This is a genomic window from Variovorax xiamenensis (genome assembly GCF_050916385.1).
GTDB lineage: Bacteria > Pseudomonadota > Gammaproteobacteria > Burkholderiales > Burkholderiaceae_C > Variovorax.
The window spans coordinates 5,587,905-5,607,146 of the sequence record NZ_CP139038.1; the positions used below are offsets into that span (position 1 = coordinate 5,587,905).

The window sequence follows — 19,242 nt, forward strand, 5'->3', positions numbered from 1 at the left end:
CGCCTTGAACGGCGCCTCGCAATGAACGGATATGAAACGCCTTTGTGCGCTTGTTCGGCCGTTCGTCCGCGAGGGACTTCGCAAAGAATAGACCGGACAAGAAAAACCGCTTCACCATGGCTCCCCCAACATCTGTCGCAAACGCCGCACCGGCCATCGCCACGCTGCCATCTCCGCGCCGCTCCCCGAAGCTGCTGATCGGGATCGTGGTCGCCGTCGGTCTTCTCGCCGCGGCCGGCGCCGCCGCATATGTCTTCCTGCCGCGCTTCATGGGCGCCCCCGCCACGGCGGAGGCCAAGCCCGCGGCTCCCGAGAAGCCCATCTTCGTCATGCTGGACCCGCTGACGGTGAACCTGCAGGCCGAAGGCCGCAGCCGCTTCCTGCAGATCGGCATGGCGCTGCGCGTGCGCGACGAGCAGGCCAAGGCGCGGATCGTCGAATTCATGCCCGAGCTGCGCAGCCGGCTGCTGGTGCAGCTTTCCAACCGCCCGCCCGAGTCGCTGGTCACGCCGGAAGACAAGGCCAGGCTGGCCGAGGAAATCCGCGCCGCGCTGAACGCGCCGCTGACGCCCGATACGCCCGAGCTGGGCGTCTCCAGCGTCTCGTTCAACATCTTCGTCGTGCAGTGAGCACCACGTCACCTTTCTCCGGACGACAAGCGATCCATGGCGTATGAACAGGTGCTCTCGCAGGACGAGGTCGATGCGCTGCTGCAGGGCGTCACCGGCGACGTCGACCAGGCGCCCCCTCCGTTGCCCCCGAAGGACGGGCTGCCCGCCTACGACCTCGGCGCGCCCGACCGCGTGGTGCGCAACCGCATGCACACGCTGGAGGTCATCAACGACCGCTTCGCGCGCGGCCTGCGCAGCGCGCTGCTGAACTTCATGCGGCGCAGCCCCGACATCTCGGTGGGGCCGGTGCAGATCCAGCAGTTCGGCGAGTTCGTGCGGCACCTTCCGGTGCCCGCGAACATCAACATGATCCACATGAAGCCGCTGCGCGGCACCGCCCTCTTCGTGTTCGACCCGAAGCTGGTGTTCCTCGTGGTAGACAACCTCTTCGGCAGCGACGGGCGCTACCACGTGCGCGTGGAAGGCCGCGACTTCACGCGCACCGAGCAGCGCATCATCAAGCGCCTGCTCGACCTGTCGCTGCAGTGCTATGGCGACGCGTGGCAGCCGGTGTTCCCGCTGGACTTCGACTACGTGCGCGCCGAGATGCACGGCAAGCTCGCCAACATCGTCGCGCCCAACGAGGTGGTGATCAACACCACCCTGCAGATCGAGTTCGGCCCCATCGGCGGCTTCCTGCACGTGTGCCTGCCCTACTCGATGATCGAGCCGATCCGCGACCTGCTCTCCAACCCCATCCAGGACGAAGTCGAGGTCGACAAGCGCTGGGTCACGCAGATGTCGCGCCAGATGCAGTCCGCCGACGTGGAACTGGTGGCCGACTTCGTGACCATGCCCTCGACCATCGGCGAGGTGATGAAGCTGCGCGTCGGCGACGTGATTCCCATCGAGCTGCCGGAGACGGTCGTCGCCAAGGTGGGCGGCGTGCCGGTGATGGAGTGCGGCTACGGCACCTCCAACGAACGCTACGCACTGCGCGTGCAGAACATGATCACCCATCAAGACAGCGACCTGAAGAACGAACATGACTGACAACACCTCTTCCGCCGGCAGCGAAGCGGACGACTGGGCCAGCGCGCTGGCCGAGCAGACGGCCGCCACTGCCGCAGCACCGGCTCCCGCCGTGGCGCCCGCCACCGCGCAGGTCTTCCAGCAGATCCAGGACACGCCGGCCGCCGCGCCCCTGCCGGGCGGCAGCGCCACGCCGGTGGACATCGCGCGCGTGCTCGACGTGCCGGTGCAGCTCACCGCCGAGATCGGCCGCACGCGCATCACCATCAAGAACCTGCTGCAGCTCTCGCAGGGCTCGGTGGTGGAGCTCGACGGGCTGGCCGGACAGCCGCTCGACGTACTGATCAACGGCTACCTGATCGCGCAGGGCGAGGTGGTGGTGGTGAACGAGAAGTACGGCATCCGCCTGACCGACATCGTCACCCCTTCCGAGCGCATGCAGAAGCTCGCACGGGCATGAGCCTTCCCACCGTGCCCACGCCAGTCCACGACGTGGCGCCGGCCGCCGTCGGCGCCTCGGGCCTGCTGCAGGCGGGCTTCGGCATGGCGGTGGTGGTCGGCCTGATCTTTCTGTGCGCCTGGCTGGCGCGCCGCTTCGGCCTGCAGCGGCTGGGCGGCGGCCACCTGGTGAAGGTGGTCTCGAGCGCCGCCGTCGGCCAGCGCGAGCGCGTGGTGGTGGTCGAAGTGGCCGACACCTGGCTGGTGCTGGGCGTCACGCCGAGCCAGGTCAACACGCTGCACACGCTGCCTGCGCAGGCGCAGCCCCACTCGGCAGCGCCTTCCGCCCCGGCAGCGGCGCCTTCGCGCCACGTCGAACTCTTTGCCCGGAAGCTGCGCGAATCGCTCTCCGGCAAGACGCAGGACCGCGCCGCCCCATGACCCGCCCCGCATTGCGCCGCGGCCTGCGCGCCGCGCTGCTGCTGCTCGCCGCCGCCCTGCTGCCCGCAGCCGCATGGACCCAGGGCCTGCCCGGCCTCACCAGCACGCCCGGCCCCGGAGGCAGCCAGACCTGGTCGCTGAGCGTGCAGACCATGGTGCTGCTGACCTCGCTCACCTTCCTGCCCGCGCTGCTGCTGTCGATGACCAGCTTCACGCGCATCCTCATCGTGCTGGGCCTGCTGCGCACCGCCATCGGCACGCAGACCTCGCCGCCCAACCAGATCCTGGTGGGTCTGTCGCTGTTCCTCACCTTCTTCGTGATGGCGCCGGTGCTCGACAAGGCCTACGACGAGGCCTACAAGCCCTTCTCCGAGAACAAAATCAGCGCCGAGAAAGCCATGGAGCGCGGCATCGCGCCCTTCAAGACCTTCATGCTCAAGCAGACCCGCGAGAGCGACCTGGCGCTGTTCGCGCGGCTGGCCAAGGTGCCCGAGATGCAGGGCCCCGAAGACGTGCCGCTGCGCATCCTGCTGCCGTCCTTCGTCATCAGCGAGCTGAAGACGGCGTTCCAGATCGGCTTCACCATCTTCATACCCTTTCTCATCATCGACCTCGTGGTGGCGAGCGTGCTGATGTCCATGGGCATGATGATGGTGCCGCCGGCCTCCATCGCGCTGCCCTTCAAGCTGATGCTCTTCGTGCTGGCCGACGGCTGGCAGCTGCTCATCGGCGCGCTGGCGCAGAGCTTCTATCTGTAGGTACCAGGCAGAGATGACACCCGAATCCGTCATGACCATGGGCCACCGGGCCATGGAAATCTCGCTGCTGATCGGCGCGCCGCTGCTGCTGGTGGCGCTGATCATCGGCCTCGTCGTGAGCATCTTCCAGGCTGCCACGCAGATCAACGAAGCCACGCTCTCCTTCATTCCCAAGCTGCTCGCGGTGTTCGCGACGCTGGTGGTCGCCGGCCCGTGGATGCTCGACCGCATGCTGGACTACATGCGCGCGCTGTTCGCGGGCATTCCGCAGCTGCTGGCCTGACGCGATGTGACGCCGTCGATCATCTCGGTCACCTCGGCGCAGCTCGAGGGCTGGATCGTCGCCTTCCTCTGGCCCTTCGTGCGCATGCTCGCGCTGGTGAGCACCGCACCCGTCTTCGGCGAGCCGTGGGTGCCGCGCCCGGTGAAGGTGGCCATGGCCGCGATGCTGGCCTTCGTGGTCTCGCCCACCATCGGGCCGCTGCCGGCCGTGCCCGTGGTGTCCGCGGGCGGCATCTGGATCATCGCGCAGCAGGTCCTGATCGGCGCGGCCATGGGCTTCACGATGCGCCTCGTGTTCGCGGCCGTGCTGGCCGCCGGCGAATACATCGGCCTGCAGATGGGCCTGTCCTTCGCTTCCTTCTTCGATCCGATGAGCCATGGCAGCACCATGGTGGTGGCTCGCCTGCTGAACATGCTGGCGATGCTGATCTTCCTGGCGCTCGACGGGCACCTGCTGATGGTGAACGCGCTGGCCGAGAGTTTCCACACGCTGCCCGTGGCCGATGCGCCGCTGGCCTCGGGCGGCTGGATGTTCCTGGTGCTGGGCGGAGGCGAGATCTTCGCGAGCGGGCTGATGCTGTCGCTGCCGCTCATCACGGCCCTGCTGACACTGAACCTGGCCATGGGCATCCTGAACCGCGCCTCGCCGCAGTTCAGCATCTTCGCCGTGGGTTTTCCGCTGACGCTGCTGGCCGGCATCTTCATGCTGCAGCTGCTGATGCCGAACCTCGGCGCCTTCCTGGAGCCGCGCTTCGCGGAAGGCATCGCCAGCATGCTGCGCTTCACGCAGGGCCTGCGGCCCTGAGCGGATCAGCGCAGGAGTTCGGGCAATCCGGCGGCTTCGGCCGGTTCGGCGGGCCAATCGACCTTGGAGCGGATCTCGCCCCGGCGCCACTCGGCCAACCGTTGTGAGTAGCGGGGCGCGATGCGGTCGAAGTTCTCCCAGCTGTCCTGCGTCATCGCCTCGCCCGGCTTGCGCCAGTTGTTGCTGTCGCCGAATATCTCCTCCGTGTCGGGGGGCGCGGATGCCTCGCCCGGTTGCATCAGGCGGTTCATGTAGGCATGGCAGAACGCCGCATGCTCAGGGCGCACGTCGTTTTCCCAGAGCAGTCCGTCGAGGCTGGAAGACAGGAACTCCAGGGGTGACAGCTCCCGCTGGCGGAGAGCATCGAGGCGGCTGGCCGCAAGACGGTCTTCCCGCAGGATGCCGTTCAATGCGCACCAGCTTGCGAAGAAAGCGTCCTCCACCGAATGCTCCGGCTTGCCGCCGGGAAAGATGGTTGCGTAGGTCTCCTCCTCATCGACGCCCAGCAGCATGACCTCGGGCAGCCCGGCCGAATCGACCGTGACCTTGGCCCGAAGGCCTTCGCGGGGCGGCGGCAGCGTGAAGCGCACTTCCTCGACCATGCCCTCGATGCGCCGGATGAAGCGCGAGCCGAGCGCCGCGTCATCCATCTTCCAGTCGAAGCCCGCCGGCAGCGAGCCGCGGTAGTTGGGATAGATGAAGGCGTGGGAAACCCAGGTGACCCAGGTACGCCCCTCCTTGCGCGGCGGGAAATGCGAGCGGGTGCTGATGTTCATGCTGGTGCCGACCTCGATGCCGAGCTTGCGATTGACGATGTCGGGGCTGTTGTTCGGCGTCGCGTTCTTGAAAGGCTTCTTGCCGAGGGCTTCCGCCAGCCGGATGGCGGCGGGGTCGTCGATGCGCTTGCCGAGGGCGTCGAGCAGCAGAGGGGTCAGGTCTTCGGTAGTCATCAGGTCCTGCAGGTTCGATGTTGGAGTCTCGCGCCGGCGGATCTCGCCCTTCGCGCGGACCCGGGGATTGTTCCAGCGTCGCGGATATCTGCGTAGATGTACTGGTCGCCGTCACGTCAAAAACAGGCGTGATCGGGATTGGCGTCCCGTGTAACTGCTGCGACGAAAGCCGCAGACTCCTCCGCAGAGACCCTGCGGCTTTCTTCGTTCGTGCCTCCAGTTTTGGCGGCTCGGGCAGGGAGCCGCAAGGTCAGGCCCTGCGGCCCTGACGAACCGCGAACTCAATCCACGGCGCCGTACTGGACGAACCTGTTCTTGCCCATGCGCTTTGCCTCATAGAGCGCGACATCGGCTTCTCTCATCAGCTCCGGCGGAATGCGATGACGCCCCACGCCGGAGATGCCCACGCTGACCGTGACGGGCCGGCCCTCGATGCGGACGCCGTGCACCTGATCCAGGATCCGAGCCGCCATCGACCGCGCCTGCGTCGTGCCGCCGCCCGCCAGCATGATGCCGAACTCCTCGCCGCCGAGCCTGCCGAAGGCATCGCCGACCCCGATCTCCCTGAGCACGGCCGCGACCCGCTGCAGCGCCAGGTCGCCAGCCGCGTGCCCGAAGTCGTCGTTGATCTTCTTGAAGTCGTCCACGTCGATCATCAGGAAGCATCCTTCGCCAAGCCGTCCCTGCTCGTGAAGGTTCTGGACGTCGGCCAGGAACTTGCGCCGGTTGCTCATGCCCGTGAGCACGTCCTTGTACGCGAGCTGTTCGAGCTCCTGCCGCAGTTTCAGGCTCTCGCGGTGCAGCGTCGCAAAGATGACGTTCATGATCAGCCCCATCGTGATGGTTCCGCAGGGCATCAGCAAGCTCCAGCCGGCATCCAGGCCATGGGGAGTGCCTGACCACTCGCCACCTCCCAAGATGAGCCAAGCCCCCGAACTCGCCAGCGCCGAGACACTCAACCGGGAGAAGAGCGGCGCGCCCATGATGGAGACGATCACGCTCATGGACACCGCCCACACTTCGCGATCGGGGCTCTGCGACATGAGAATGGAGAACCCCAGGCACAGCAGCCATACGGTGATGATCGAGAAGAACGAAAGGAACCTGGTCGCGCAGCTTCCGGCGATGGACAACGCGATGCAGCATGCGAGCAGCACCAGGTGCGAGGTCACGTACTGGTAACCCGGGTCCGCGAGCCACCACGCAGCGCCCCAGAACATGAATCCGATCGCCTGGGTAGCCACGGAGATCGGCTTGATGAGCCGGAAGAAGTCTCGCAGCCGTGCCTGCTCGTCGATGGATGGAGAAAAAGCGATCATGATCCGAAACCTGCAACCTGGTGCTACGCGCATGGGCGCTCCGGTGGGGCATGGAGTGGTGACAGCTTTTTCTTCTCAGATCCGATCCGGCCTCGGGCTCTTCAGTGCCCCGTCCACGCGGAACGCAGCTCTGCGACGAGCCATCTGGATCAGGTCGTCCATCGGCACCGCCCTCGAGAAAAGATACCCCTGGCCGAAGAGCACGCCCATCTCCAGCAGAAGCGTCGACTGGTCTTCGGTCTCCACGCCCTCGGCCACCAGCGTGGCGTTGTAGCGCGTGGCGCTCTCGAGCGCGAGCGACACGGCTTCGCGCATGCGCGGCTGGTCGATCCTGGAGATCATGCTGTGGTCGATCTTCACCTCGGTGAACGGGATGGTCGCCAGGGTCGTCAGCGCCGAGTAGCCGGTGCCGAAGTCGTCGAGCGAAAGGCCCACGCCGGCGCCTTGCAGCACGGCGATGTTGGTGCGCACCGTTTCCACGTCCGGCACGTGGCCGCTTTCGGTGATCTCGACGTACAGCAGTCGCGGCGGCACGTGCAGCAGTTCGAGGAACGACAGCACGCGGTCGCCGAAGAGAGGAAGCGTCAGCGTGGTGGCGGAGATGTTGACGGAAAGAGGTATGGGGCAGCCGGCGGCCAGGCACCTCTGGATGTCCCGCCCGACGACCTCCAGGGTGCACCACTCGAACTGCGACAGCAGCTGATGGCGGGTCGCGATCTCGATCACATAGGGGGGAGGCAGCAGGTTCCCGTTCACCGGATGCGCCCGCAGCAGGGCTTCCGCCCCGCAGACATGGCGCGTCAGGAGATGGAACTTGGGCTGGTACTGCATCGGCGGGCTGGCGGTGCGGATCCAGTCGATCAGCAGGCGCCGCACATCCTCGTCCTTGTCCGCCTGCTCGGCGAACGACTCGTGAAAGTAGCGCACCATCTGCTCGTTGCTCTGCAAGGCGAAGTTCAGGTCACGCAGAATCGAGGCGGCGTTCGCCTGCGAATTCATCCGCACGTTCGAAACACCGATGCGCAGCTGCAGCGACACATAGGCCGCATGAGTGGCCCGCAGCGCAGCCACCGCTTCCGCCTGCACCTTCGACGCCAGCTGCTGCTGCTCCATCCATTCCAGTGAAGTGTCCTGCAACACGACGGTCAGCGACAGGTCGTTGAGTTGAAAGCACAGGGGATGGAATGCCTCGACCAGCTGGCTCGCCTGCCCCTGGGTCAGGGCAACGGAAAGCTGCGCCCAGAGATGGTCCGTCCAGTCATGGCCGAGCGCGCGGGCCATCTCGGCGAGGTTGGCGACCTGGAAGGTCATCAGCACATGCTGCCTGCCGTCGGCGGCCAGCAGCCTTTCGAGGAGCTCCCCGAGCGCGCGCCGGTTGGGAAGCCCGGTCAGCAGGTTCGTGTGCGACGCGGCGAATGCGCGCGCGCGGGACTCCCGTTCCCTGGCATCGCTGCGCAACAGGGCGAGCACGCAGGCGATGATCATCAGCGACAGCCCGCTGCTCAAGGCGTGCAGCACCAGCACCCTGGCGTTGACCATGGGAGGCACAAGCTGGAATGCGTGGATCAGGCTTATCGAAAGCATGGTGAACGCGACACGTACGAGCCAGGCGCTGCCGATGTCACGCCAGCCGAAGGACGTGATCGGCCTGCGGCCCAGGCGGTAGTGCATGACGATGCCCCCGCCGACCATCAGCGTCATGTCCAGCAGGAACGCGGCTGCCTGGTGGGTTCCGCCGAACAGGAGCCTGGCGCCCACGATCAGCGTCCAGCCGATGGCCCCGCCGCGCAGGCCGCCCAGCATGCCGGACAGGAAGAGCAGGTCGGACCCGAGGTACGGCTTCGACGGCAGGTTCATCAGCTGGAACGCCATCCCCAGCAGGACGAACCCGGTCAACCCCACCGTCCAACCGTAGAAGGTTGCCCGGGAATGCAGCATTGCTTCGGACGACTTCGACACCATGAGCACCAGACTGAAGACACCCAGCAGCGCTGCGGCCTGCATCAGGAGGATGGGGTAGTTGGCCACCTCCACCTTCCACACGGAAAGAACGAATTCCCACACCCTCGTACTCCCAGGTTCTCGCGTCGCGCTGCAGGCACCTACGCGAACATCTACAGGCTTTCAGGCTGCCGTGGCGAATCTCGCCCGACTTCCTTTCATCCGGCATCCGGCGGCAGGGCATCGCGCAGCGGCCTGCAAGCGGCATCGACGATCTGGGAGTAGTAGTTGTATTTGTCTCGTCGCCTCTGGAATCGCCGGCCTTGCGCGAATGCCGTGTCCGGAATCGGAATGGAGATTCACGGTCCATCGGGAAGCCCTGGGCGATCAGAGGTGGGTTCCGCCCGCCGCGGAAACCGGCGGCCCCTCGGGCCACCGCGTCCTTCCTCTAGAGGTAGTTGAACAACGAAATGCTGTTGAGCCGCGCAAAGGTCATCTGCGTGGCCTGCAGCGAGGTCTGGCGCTGATAGAACTCCGCGATCGCGCTGTAGGGGTCCAGGTCCTCGATCGAGGAACGATAGGACTCCTCCTGCAGCTTGCGGTCTGCTCCGCCCGAATCGAGCTCATCGATCTCGCTCTGCCTGGAGCCCACCGACGACAGCACGGTCAGCACGTTGTCGTGGGCGTTCGTCACCTTCACGTTGGCGGTGCTCAGCGCGTTCTGCAGCTTCGCCTGCGCGGCCGCTCCACCACCGGTCAGCGGCGTGCGAAGCGCGCTCACCAGCTCGCCGATGGCGGCGAACACGTCGGTGCCGGCATTCTTGGCGGCCGACACGTCGAAGCTGTCGCCAGCGGCCGGCTTGCCGGTGATCTTGATCTGCAGGCCGCCGAAGCTGATGGGCGTGTCCGGCGAGAACGCGCCGGTGGCGGCCACCACCGGAGGCGTGTCCTTGGTCATCACCGTGTAGTCGGTGGCGGTGAAGGAGATGGTGAAGTCCTTGCCGTAGTTCGGTGCGGTGGCATCGGCCACGCTGACCGAACCGAACACGCCGGTGCCGGTGTTGCCCGCGGCACCCGACGCCACATAGCCCGCGCTGCCCTGCACCGACTGGAAGACGGTGCGCCCGTCGTCCGCCGTGGCCATCTGGCGCGCCACGTCGACCTGCATCAGCCGCTGGCCCTGGTCGCCCACGTATTGCACGCCGCCGCCGGCCGCTGCCACGAAGGGCGGCGTGCCGCTCTTGAAGCCCGCGAACAGGTACTGGCCGCTGCTGTCGGTGGAGTTGGCGATGCCCATCAGCTGGTCGTAGCTGCTCTGGATGGCGGTGGCGATCGATGCGCGGTCGGCATCCGACAGCGCGGCGCCGCCGGCCTGCACGGTCAGGGTCTTGATGTTCTGCAGGATCGAGGTGACCGAGTTGAGCGCGTTCTCCTCGTTGGACAGCGACAGCGACGCGCGCTGGCGGCTGGTGGCGTACTGCGAGATCTCCGACAGCGTCTGGCTCACGCCGAGCGAGCGGGCCGCGCCCACGGGGTCGTCGCCGGCCGAGAGGAACTTGGAGTTGGTCGCCAGCTGCTGCTGGACCTTGAACAGCTTCTGCTGCTGCTGGCCCATGGCCAGCACGTTCTGTTCGTAGAAGGATTGGGAGCTGATGCGCATCGCTTTGCCTTGACTTTGTGGATCTTCCGGACGGACTCCGGGCTCAGCGGCCGATGCCGAGGATGGTGTCGAAGATGGTCGAGGCCGTCTGGATCACCTTCGCGTTGGCCTGGTACATCTGCTGGAACATCAGCAGGTTGGCGGTTTCCTCGTCCTGCACCACGCCCGAGACGGAATCGCGGTTGCCCTTGATCTGGCTGGTGACGCTGTCCTGCGTGGTGGCCGCCACCTTGATGGCCATGGACCGGTTGCCGACTTCGCTGACGATCTGCGAATAGGCGCCATTGAAGGTGGCCGTGCCGTTGGCCATGATGGTCTTGCGCTGCAGCGCGCCCATCAGCAGCGCGTTGCTGCCGTCGGACACGCCCGAGCTGTTCTTGCCGATGGTGAAGGTGTCGCCGTTCGCGGGCGCGCCGGTCATGGTGACGCTGATGCCGTCGAAGCTCATCTTCGCGCCGGCGGTGTAGGGCACGGGCGCGCCGGCCGCATAGGTGGTGCTGGTGCCGTTGGCCAGCGTGACGGTCACGGCCGAGGTCGCGGGAAAGCCCGTGAGGTTGCCGGTGGCGGCGTCGTAGCTCAGCGTGAGGTTGGCAGCCAGCGGCGTTGCGGGATAGCTGGCGTCCACCGTGGCCGCGCCCAGCGCGCCGGTGCCCTTGTTGCCGGCGGTATTGCCGGTGACGATGGGCGATGCCGCCGCCACCTTGGAGGGGTCGCGCGTCAGCACGTCGAGGTCGCGCGCGCCGGTGCGCGTGGGCTGGATCAGGAACGAATCGCCGGCCTGCGCCGTGCCGCTGGCCGCCGTGAGGCTCACGCCGTCGAAGGTGATCGGGAAGGTGGTGAACGCGCCCATCGACTGCTTGTCCGACAGGCGGGTGACGTTGTAGGTGAGCGTGCCAGCCACGTTGGTGACTTCCACGCTGTAGTCGCTGGTCGTGAGCTGCGAGGCGTTCGAGATCGAACCGCTGAGCTCGAGACTGCCCGTGTTCTTCGAATTCGCGAGCGCGCCCGGTACCGATTGCGTGAAGAAGTCCTTGCCCAGCGCGCCGCTCAGGTCCACGCCCAGCTTGTGCTGCGTGTTCACCGCGTCGGCCACCGACATGGCGAGCCGGCCGATGGCGTTCTGCGTGGGAATGAGCGTGTCGCGGCGGAAGGAGAGCAGCCCGCCGAGCGAGCCGCCGGTGATGGCGCCGTCCGACAGCTCGGCCGTGTTGCCCGCGAAGCCCTGCAGCGCGATGGCCTTGCGCGACGGGTCGGCCGCGGAGTTCACCGCCGCCATGGAGGAGGCGTAGTCGCCCACAACCAGCGACTGGCCGGTGGCGATGAACACGTTGTACTTGCCGTTGTCCTGCTGCAGCACCTTCACGTCGACGATCTGGCTGAGCTCGCTCACGAGCTGGTCGCGCTGGTCGAGCAGGTCGTTGGGCGGCTGGCCGCCGGCCATGGCGCTGATCTGGCTGATCTGCTGGTTGAGGTTGGCGATCTTGCCGGCATAGGTGTTGATCTGGTTCACGCTGCCGACGATCTGGTCGTTGATCGAGGTGTTCATGTCCGACAGGTACTGGTCTGTCGAACGGAACTTGCCGGCCAGCGCTTGCGCCGAGCTGATCATCTGCTGCCGCGCGGCCGGGTCGGCCGGTGTGTTGGCCACGCCCTGGATGCTGGTGAAGAAGCTCTGCATCAGCGGCGCGATGCCCGAGGTCTTGTCGGCCAGCAGGGTGTCGACGCGCGTGACCTGCGTGCCGTTGGCGGCGAGCGCCGCCGAGGCCGACTGCGCCATCGACAGCTGCGCCGTCAGGTAGCGGTCGTAGCTGCGCGAGACGGTCGAGACATTGGCGCCCGAGCCGATGAAGCCCGTGCCGCTGGAGATGGCGCTGCCGGTGGCGATCTCTGCCACCTGGCGGCTGTAGCCCGTGGTGTACGCGTTGGCCGTGTTGTGGGCCGTGGTCATCAGCGCGGTGCGGGCAACGCCGAGGCCGCTGAGACCCGTGTAGAACAAACTTCCGGACATATGGCTTTTACCTGTCGATGAGGTGTGTGAGTTGGAGTGGCGCCGATCGCATCGGCGCCTCTGCATCTATATCGGCGGCAGCCGCCGAAAGTTGAGGGCTAGGCCGTTCAGAACTCGGTCCAGTCGCCCTTGGCGTCGCCGGCCATGGCGAGCTGGGGGGCGGCTGAGGGTTCCTTGCGCGCCGGCAGGGCCTTGGACGGACGCTTCGGCGCCGGTTTCGCAGGCTTCGGGATCGGCGTGATGTGCGTGAAGCCGGGGCGTACCGTGGCAACAGCGTTGGTGTCGAGCTTGAAGATGCTGACTGCGCGAACGAGGCTGCCGGCTTGTTCCTGCAGCGATTGCGCTGCGGCCGAGGCTTCCTCGACCAGCGCGGCGTTCTGCTGCGTGACCTGGTCCATCTGCGTGATGGCCTGGTTGATCTGCTCGATGCCCGAAGTCTGCTCCTGGCTCGCCGCAGTGATCTCGCCCATGATGTCCGTCACGCGCTTGACGCTGCCCACGATCTCTTCCATCGTGCGGCCTGCTTCTTCGACCTGCTTGCTGCCTTCTTCGACTTTCTCTACCGAGTCGCCGATGAGCGTCTTGATTTCCTTGGCTGCTGCGGCCGAACGTTGAGCGAGGCTGCGGACTTCGGAGGCCACCACTGCAAAGCCGCGACCTTGTTCACCAGCGCGAGCGGCTTCTACAGCGGCATTGAGTGCGAGGATGTTGGTCTGGAAGGCAATGCCATCGATGACGCCGATGATGTCGACGATCTTCTTGGACGACGCATTGATCGAGCCCATCGTGTCGACCACCTGCGAGACGACGCTGCCGCCCTTCACTGCCACCTCAGAAGCAGACACAGCCAGCTGATTCGCTTGCCGAGCGTTGTCCGCGTTCTGCTTGACCGTCGAGGTCAGCTCCTCCATCGAAGCGGCCGTCTGTTCCAGCGAACTCGCCTGCTGCTCCGTACGCGAAGAAAGATCCTGGTTGCCCGAGGCAATCTGCCCCGAGGCCGTCGCGATGGTCTCGGTACCGGTACGCACTTCACCCACCACCTTCGCAAGGCTCGCATTCATCTCGCGCAGCGCATGCAGCAGCTTGCCCGTCTCGTCGCGGCTTTCCACCGTGATGTTCGAGCGCAGGTCACCCGAGGCGACCGTTTCGGCCACTTCCACCGCATGCCCCAGCGGGCGCACGATACCCACCGTCAGGCGCCATGAGAACAGTGCACCCAGCGCCAGCGCGATGATCGACAGCACCAGCAGCGTTCTCTCGCCGGTCGTGTGATCGGCCTCGATGCCCTTGGCCAGCTCGTCGATGCGGTCGCGCTGGTATGCGGCGAGCTTCGCCACGGCTTCCTCGTAGACCGCGAGCGCGGCCGCGAACTGGGTGTCGGCCATCACCATGGCCTCCTCGTCCTTGCCTTCGGCCTTGAGCTTGTTGATGTTCCCGATCACCGTGAGCACCACGCTGCGCGGGTCGGCGATGGCGGAATACAGCTTCTTCTCCTCGGGAGAAGTCAGCAGCTCCTCGAGCTTCTTCTGCACCGGGTTGATCTGCGCCGACTTGTCGGCGCGGGCCTTCTCGAAATACGCCACGACCTTGGGATCGCTCGCCTTGACCATCGCGAAGGAATTCGCAATGGCTGGCCCGAGAAACACCGACCACTGGTTGGCCAGCCGCTCCTTGACCAGCGCGCGCTGCATCACGTCCTCCGTGGCCTTGCCCACGCTCGCCAGCCGCAGCATGCCGGTGGCCGCGATGACCGCCATCAGGAGCAGGACGGCCGCGAAGCCGAGTCCCAGGCGGGTTCCGATTTTCAGATCCTTCAAGCTCATTTGACTTCCTCCTACCTTGTTCAGAATTCGGTCCAGTCGCCCTTGGCATCGCCGGCCATGGCGAGCTGCGGGGCTGCTGATGGTTCCTTGCGCGCGGCAAGAGCCTTGGCGGGACGCTTCGGCGCAGGCTTCGCGGGCTTCGGAATCGGCGTGATGCGCGTGAAGCCGGGGCGAGCGGTGCCGACGACGTTGGAGTCCAGCTTGAAGACGCTCACGGACTGGACGAGAGTGCCTGCCTGCTCCTGCAGCGACTGGGCTGCGGCCGAGGCTTCTTCCACAAGGGCTGCGTTCTGCTGCGTCACCTGGTCCATCTGCGTGATCGCTTGGTTGATCTGCTCGATGCCCGAGGTCTGTTCCTGGCTTGCCGCCGTGATCTCGCCCATGATGTCCGTCACGCGCTTGACGCTGCCCACGATCTCTTCCATCGTGCGGCCGGCTTCCTCGACTTGCTTGCTGCCCTCTTCGACCTTCTCTACCGAGTCGCCGATCAGGGTCTTGATTTCCTTGGCTGCTGCGGCGGAGCGTTGAGCGAGGCTGCGGACTTCGGAGGCCACCACTGCGAAGCCACGACCTTGCTCGCCAGCGCGAGCTGCTTCAACGGCAGCATTCAACGCGAGGATGTTGGTCTGGAAAGCGATGCCATCGATGACGCCGATGATGTCCACGATCTTTTTGGATGACGCATTGATCGAGCCCATCGTGTCCACGACTTGAGACACAACGCTGCCGCCCTTGACGGCAACTTCGGAAGCAGAGACAGCCAACTGGTTCGCCTGACGCGCGTTGTCGGCGTTCTGCTTGACTGTCGAGGTCAGCTCCTCCATCGAAGCAGCCGTCTGCTCCAGCGAGCTAGCCTGCTCCTCAGTGCGCGACGACAGATCCTGATTGCCCGAAGCAATTTGAGCCGAAGCCGTCGCGATCGTGTCCGTACCTGTACGCACTTCACTCACGATCTTCACGAGGCTGTCGTTCATTCCCTTCAGCGCTTCGAGCAACTGACCGGTCTCGTCCTTCGTCTGCGCTTCGATGCGGCTGGTGAGGTCGCCGCCGGCCACCGATTGCGCGACCTTCACGGCCTCTTCCAGCGGGCGCGAGACGATGCGCGCGATCCAAAGCGCCAGGCCCAGACCCAGCGCCACGCTGCCCAACAGCAGGCCGAGCACCCAGATCCTGGCCTGTTCGTGCACGGCGTTGGCGGTCTCGCCCGCGCGAACAGCGCCCGCCAGGTTCACCTGCGTCAGCTTGTCGAGCGCGGCATTCATCTCGCGGCTGAGCTGCTGCGACTTGCCGCGGATCATGGCGCTCGCCTGGTCTGTGTCCTGGGTGTGGGAGACGGCAACGATCTTCCTGTGCTCCAGCTCGTACTGCGCGAGCAGTTTCTCGAACACCGGAAAGACTTCGCGCTCCTCGGGCTCCGAGATGAGCCCCGCGTACTCGGTGCGCTTCTTCTGGAGCAGCGCCCACGACTCGTCCATCGCCTTCTCGTACGCGGCCATTTCGTTGAACGATCCCGACAGGGCGTGCGCCATTTCCTGCGAGCGGTAGTTCGCCACCATGCCCTTGAGTTCGAGCAGCGAACGCGTGGCGGGCAGCCAGTTGGTCGAGAGGTCGGTGGACGTCTCGTGCACCTTGGCAAGCTGCAGCATCGAGATCACGCCCAGGCACGCCGTGAGCATGAGGACCGCGACGAAGGACACTATCAGCTTGGTCGCGATCTTGAGGTTGTAGAAGGCTTTGATGATCTTTCCTTGGGACCCGCAGGCCCGATACGATGTTTTTTCCGGTCCTCGCCGGGGATCAGAACTCTCGCCAGTCGCCATCACCGGCCACGGCCAGCTGCTGCGGCGCGGGCAGCGAAGGTTCGATGCGTGTTGCGGGTTGCGTTGCCGTCTGGGCGCGCTGCGCCGAGTGCGTGCTGCTTGCGTCGAGCTTGAAGATGCTGACTGCGCGCACGAGGCTGCCGGCCTGTTCCTGCAGCGACTGGGCTGCGGCCGAGGCTTCTTCGACCAGTGCAGCGTTCTGCTGCGTCACCTGGTCCATCTGCGTGATGGCCTGGTTGATCTGCTCGATGCCCGAGGTCTGCTCCTGGCTTGCCGCAGTGATCTCGCCCATGATGTCCGTCACGCGCTTGACGCTGCCCACGATCTCTTCCATCGTGCGGCCTGCTTCTTCGACCTGCTTGCTGCCTTCTTCGACTTTCTCTACCGAGTCGCCGATGAGCGTCTTGATTTCCTTGGCTGCTGCGGCCGAACGTTGAGCGAGGCTTCGGACTTCAGAGGCCACTACTGCGAAGCCACGACCTTGTTCACCAGCACGGGCAGCTTCAACAGCTGCATTGAGCGCCAGGATGTTGGTCTGAAAGGCAATGCCGTCGATGACGCCGATGATGTCGACGATCTTCTTGGACGACGCGTTGATCGAGCCCATGGTGTCGACTACCTGCGAGACGACGCTGCCGCCCTTGACGGCAACTTCCGAAGCAGACACAGCCAGCTGATTCGCTTGCCGAGCGTTGTCCGCGTTCTGCTTGACCGTCGAGGTCAGTTCCTCCATCGAAGCGGCCGTCTGTTCCAGCGAGCTCGCCTGCTGCTCCGTGCGCGAAGACAGATCCTGATTCCCCTCCGCAATCTGCCCCGAGGCCCTGGCGATGGTCTCGCTCGAATCCTTGATCTCCACGACGATCGACGTCAGCTGCGACTGCATCTTCCGGATGGAGTTCAGCAGGCTGCCGTCGTGCGCGGCATTGGCCTCGACCGCCAGCGACAGATCGCCGTCGGCGATGCGGCCGACCACGTCGGCGGCGTACTGCGGCTCTCCGCCGAGCTGCCGTCCCATCAGGCGCGCCACCAGCACGCCCAGCCCGACGCTGACCACGATGCCAGCCAGCGCCAGCCCGAGCATCGTCAGCCTGGAGGTCTTGTAGGTCGCGTCGGCCTGTTCGGCGCGCTCGCGTGCCAGATCCTTGCTGTAGGCGACCATGCGCTGGAGCACTTCTTCCAGACCGCGCGATTCCTTCAGCAGGCGCGCACTGTCCTCGCTCACCTGGTTGTCGAACTGGGAGCTGTCCAGCGGCTGCTTGTTCAGCAGCGCCACGAAGTCGTTCATGTGCGCCGTCAGCGGCCCGATCAGTCCTTCGAACTGGCCGAACAGCTTGGCACCGTCTTCGGTTTCGCCGAAGAATGACTTGACCTCGGCGGCGCGCGCCGAGAGGTTTTCGATGGATGCCTTGACCTCGTTCGCACCTGCATTGCGCTCGCCGCGCGTGCCGGCCGACAGCAGCGTCATCTGCGCGCGGCTGGCATACAGCAGGCGGATGTTGGCGTCCTGCACGGCCTGCAGGGCGCGAAGCTCGTTGGCATAGAGCGCCTCAGTCGACGCGCTGATGCGCCCCATGTGGAAGATGCCGAGTGCGCTCACGGCGGCACCGATGGCCGCGACCACGAGAAAGCTGATGATCAGCCGGACGGTGACGCGAAGATTCTGGAACCACTGCATTGTCTTGCCTTCCGTTTCTTCGTTCATGCCGCCGACGCTGCGAAGGTCAGCCGATGCGACTGGTCTTCGGAATGGCCGACTCCGAGGCGGAACACTCCGACCACCTGCGACAGGCTGCCGGCCTGCTCACGCAGCGATTGCGCTGCGGCCGAGGCCTCTTCGACCAGTGCCGCGTTCTGCTGCGTCACCTGGTCCATCTGCGTGATGGCCTGGTTGATCTGCTCGATGCCCGAGGTCTGTTCCTGACTCGCGGCAGTGATCTCGCCCATGATGTCCGTCACGCGCTTCACGCTGCCCACGATCTCTTCCATCGTGCGGCCTGCTTCTTCGACTTGCTTGCTGCCTTCTTCGACCTTCTCTACCGAGTCGCCGATCAAGGTCTTGATTTCCTTGGCTGCGGCGGCCGAACGTTGAGCAAGGCTGCGGACTTCAGAGGCCACTACTGCAAAGCCGCGACCTTGTTCACCAGCGCGAGCAGCTTCTACAGCGGCATTGAGCGCGAGGATGTTGGTCTGGAAAGCAATGCCATCGATGACGCCGATGATGTCGACGATCTTCTTGGACGACGCATTGATCGAGCCCATGGTGTCGACGACTTGCGAGACGACGCTGCCGCCCTTCACTGCCACTTCCGAGGCCGAGACAGCCAGCTGGTTCGCTTGACGCGCGTTGTCCGCGTTCTGCTTGACCGTTGAGGTCAGCTCTTCCATCGAAGCAGCCGTCTGCTCCAGCGAGCTCGCCTGCTGCTCCGTACGCGAAGAAAGATCCTGGTTGCCCGAAGCGATCTGCCCCGAAGCCGTCGCGATGGTCTCCGTGCCCGTGCGCACCTCGCCCACAACCTTCGCCAGGTTCGTGTTCATGTTCTTCAGCGCCTGCATCAGTTGGCCCGCCTCGTCGCGGCTGCGCACCTCGATGTTCGCGCTCAGGTCGCCCGCCGCCACCGTCTCCGCCACCTGCACGGCTTGTGCCAGGGGGCGCACGATGCTGCGCGAGATGAAGAACGCGAAGACGCCGCCACTGACCACGACCAGCACGGTCAGCAGCAGTTGCAGGTTGAAGCTGCGCGTGTTGGCCGCGTCGATGGCTTCGCTCATGTCGTCGATGGCCTTGCGCTCCAGCGACAGCAGGTCCAGCACGCGGGTTTCATAGGCCTTGGCGGCCGGCTGGAAGACTTCCTTGAAGACCCGCGCGGTCGCCACCGTGTCGCCGCCCGCCTTGGCCTTGCCCACGTCGTCCTTCGCGGCCTGGTACTTCGCGCGCAGCTCGATGATGGATTTGAGGATCGCCTTCTCTTCGTCCGTCACCAGCAGCTTCTCGACCTTGGCGATAGTCTCGCTGCCCTTCTTCACGCTGTCGGAGATGACATCGGAAAAAACCACCGGCAGGCTCTCGTCGGTGGTGCGGGCGATCATCGACGTGCGGGCGATGGCCGAGTAGGTCAGCACGTACCAGTCGGAGATCAGCCGCTCCTTGGCGAGCGGGCTGCGCATCATGACCCGCGTGGCCTCCGCATTGCTGCGCGCGGAGACCAGCGCGATGGCGGTCGAAACCACGGTGAGGCCCAGGACGATGGCGAAGGCCAGCGCCAGCCGGTTGCCGATGCGAAGGTTGGTGAGGAAGTTCATGGTGCAGGCGTTGAGGGGTGGAAGATCGGGAGCCGGGCCAGGCCTTGCGGCCTT

The 19,242-nt window shown here is 65.6% G+C and carries 16 protein-coding genes; 7 read left to right on the plus strand and 9 right to left on the minus strand.

Features of this window, described 5'->3' with window-relative positions; all coding sequences use genetic code 11:
- Positions 1–116 precede the first annotated feature (116 nt).
- Genes fliL through fliR form a run of 7 tightly spaced genes read left to right on the plus strand, consistent with a single transcriptional unit; the run spans position 117 to position 4,367 of the window.
- Positions 117–629, plus strand: a complete 513-nt coding sequence (gene fliL / locus SFB74_RS25400) for a flagellar basal body-associated protein FliL (protein ID WP_432727127.1) — start codon at positions 117–119, stop codon at positions 627–629.
- Positions 630–665: 36 nt separating this feature from the next.
- On the plus strand, positions 666–1,664 hold the full coding sequence (fliM, locus tag SFB74_RS25405; RefSeq protein WP_432727128.1) for a flagellar motor switch protein FliM: 999 nt from the start codon (positions 666–668) through the stop codon (positions 1,662–1,664).
- Positions 1,657–2,103 (plus strand): flagellar motor switch protein FliN, encoded by a 447-nt coding sequence (gene fliN / locus SFB74_RS25410; RefSeq protein ID WP_432727129.1) that lies wholly within the window; start codon positions 1,657–1,659, stop codon positions 2,101–2,103. The genes fliM and fliN overlap by 8 nt, the downstream gene beginning before the upstream one ends.
- Complete coding sequence (gene fliO, locus SFB74_RS25415) at positions 2,100–2,522, plus strand: flagellar biosynthetic protein FliO (RefSeq protein WP_432727130.1); 423 nt, start codon at positions 2,100–2,102, stop codon at positions 2,520–2,522. The genes fliN and fliO overlap by 4 nt, the downstream gene beginning before the upstream one ends.
- A complete protein-coding gene (gene fliP, locus SFB74_RS25420) occupies positions 2,519–3,280 on the plus strand; it encodes a flagellar type III secretion system pore protein FliP (RefSeq protein WP_432727131.1) in 762 nt (253 codons plus the stop codon). The genes fliO and fliP overlap by 4 nt, the downstream gene beginning before the upstream one ends.
- Positions 3,281–3,293: 13 nt before the next feature.
- Positions 3,294–3,563, plus strand: a complete 270-nt coding sequence (gene fliQ, locus SFB74_RS25425) for a flagellar biosynthesis protein FliQ (protein WP_432727132.1) — start codon at positions 3,294–3,296, stop codon at positions 3,561–3,563.
- A gap of 18 nt (positions 3,564–3,581) precedes the next feature.
- Entirely contained in the window at positions 3,582–4,367 is a 786-nt protein-coding gene (fliR, locus tag SFB74_RS25430; protein ID WP_432731994.1) for a flagellar biosynthetic protein FliR, read from the plus strand.
- 5 nt (positions 4,368–4,372) lie between these two features.
- Here the strand turns inward: fliR and SFB74_RS25435 are convergent, their stop codons facing one another.
- From SFB74_RS25435 to SFB74_RS25475, 9 genes are all read right to left on the minus strand, one after another.
- Complete coding sequence (locus tag SFB74_RS25435; protein WP_432727133.1) at positions 4,373–5,317, minus strand: hypothetical protein; 945 nt, start codon at positions 5,315–5,317, stop codon at positions 4,373–4,375.
- A gap of 281 nt (positions 5,318–5,598) precedes the next feature.
- A complete protein-coding gene (locus SFB74_RS25440) occupies positions 5,599–6,636 on the minus strand; it encodes a GGDEF domain-containing protein (protein ID WP_432727134.1) in 1,038 nt (345 codons plus the stop codon).
- Positions 6,637–6,711: 75 nt separating this feature from the next.
- Positions 6,712–8,664 carry an EAL domain-containing protein gene (locus tag SFB74_RS25445; protein WP_432727135.1) on the minus strand — a complete coding sequence of 651 codons (1,953 nt, stop codon included), beginning with the start codon at positions 8,662–8,664 and terminating at the stop codon, positions 6,712–6,714.
- 361 nt (positions 8,665–9,025) lie between these two features.
- Positions 9,026–10,237 carry a flagellar hook-associated protein FlgL gene (gene flgL / locus SFB74_RS25450; RefSeq protein WP_432727136.1) on the minus strand — a complete coding sequence of 404 codons (1,212 nt, stop codon included), beginning with the start codon at positions 10,235–10,237 and terminating at the stop codon, positions 9,026–9,028.
- 43 nt (positions 10,238–10,280) lie between these two features.
- On the minus strand, positions 10,281–12,245 hold the full coding sequence (gene flgK, locus SFB74_RS25455) for a flagellar hook-associated protein FlgK (protein ID WP_432727137.1): 1,965 nt from the start codon (positions 12,243–12,245) through the stop codon (positions 10,281–10,283).
- A gap of 107 nt (positions 12,246–12,352) precedes the next feature.
- Entirely contained in the window at positions 12,353–14,068 is a 1,716-nt protein-coding gene (locus SFB74_RS25460) for a methyl-accepting chemotaxis protein (RefSeq protein WP_432727138.1), read from the minus strand.
- Between the two features lie 20 nt (positions 14,069–14,088).
- Positions 14,089–15,807 carry a methyl-accepting chemotaxis protein gene (locus tag SFB74_RS25465; RefSeq protein ID WP_432731995.1) on the minus strand — a complete coding sequence of 573 codons (1,719 nt, stop codon included), beginning with the start codon at positions 15,805–15,807 and terminating at the stop codon, positions 14,089–14,091.
- Between the two features lie 58 nt (positions 15,808–15,865).
- Positions 15,866–17,563 (minus strand): methyl-accepting chemotaxis protein, encoded by a 1,698-nt coding sequence (locus SFB74_RS25470; RefSeq protein WP_432731996.1) that lies wholly within the window; start codon positions 17,561–17,563, stop codon positions 15,866–15,868.
- A 23-nt stretch (positions 17,564–17,586) separates the two neighbouring features.
- Positions 17,587–19,188: a methyl-accepting chemotaxis protein gene (locus SFB74_RS25475; RefSeq protein WP_432727139.1), complete on the minus strand. Its 1,602-nt coding sequence runs from the start codon at positions 19,186–19,188 to the stop codon at positions 17,587–17,589.
- Between the last annotated feature and the right edge of the window lie 54 nt (positions 19,189–19,242).

Coding starts and splice junctions, on each gene's coding strand:
- fliL (WP_432727127.1), top strand. CDS start 117: ATGGCTCCCCCAACATCTGTCGCAAACGCCGCACCGGCCATCGCCACG.
- fliM (WP_432727128.1), top strand. CDS start 666: ATGGCGTATGAACAGGTGCTCTCGCAGGACGAGGTCGATGCGCTGCTG.
- fliN (WP_432727129.1), top strand. CDS start 1,657: ATGACTGACAACACCTCTTCCGCCGGCAGCGAAGCGGACGACTGGGCC.
- fliO (WP_432727130.1), top strand. CDS start 2,100: ATGAGCCTTCCCACCGTGCCCACGCCAGTCCACGACGTGGCGCCGGCC.
- fliP (WP_432727131.1), top strand. CDS start 2,519: ATGACCCGCCCCGCATTGCGCCGCGGCCTGCGCGCCGCGCTGCTGCTG.
- fliQ (WP_432727132.1), top strand. CDS start 3,294: ATGACACCCGAATCCGTCATGACCATGGGCCACCGGGCCATGGAAATC.
- SFB74_RS25435 (WP_432727133.1), bottom strand. CDS start 5,317: ATGACTACCGAAGACCTGACCCCTCTGCTGCTCGACGCCCTCGGCAAG.
- SFB74_RS25440 (WP_432727134.1), bottom strand. CDS start 6,636: ATGATCGCTTTTTCTCCATCCATCGACGAGCAGGCACGGCTGCGAGAC.
- flgL (WP_432727136.1), bottom strand. CDS start 10,237: ATGCGCATCAGCTCCCAATCCTTCTACGAACAGAACGTGCTGGCCATG.
- flgK (WP_432727137.1), bottom strand. CDS start 12,245: ATGTCCGGAAGTTTGTTCTACACGGGTCTCAGCGGCCTCGGCGTTGCC.
- SFB74_RS25460 (WP_432727138.1), bottom strand. CDS start 14,068: ATGAGCTTGAAGGATCTGAAAATCGGAACCCGCCTGGGACTCGGCTTC.
- SFB74_RS25470 (WP_432731996.1), bottom strand. CDS start 17,563: ATGCAGTGGTTCCAGAATCTTCGCGTCACCGTCCGGCTGATCATCAGC.
- SFB74_RS25475 (WP_432727139.1), bottom strand. CDS start 19,188: ATGAACTTCCTCACCAACCTTCGCATCGGCAACCGGCTGGCGCTGGCC.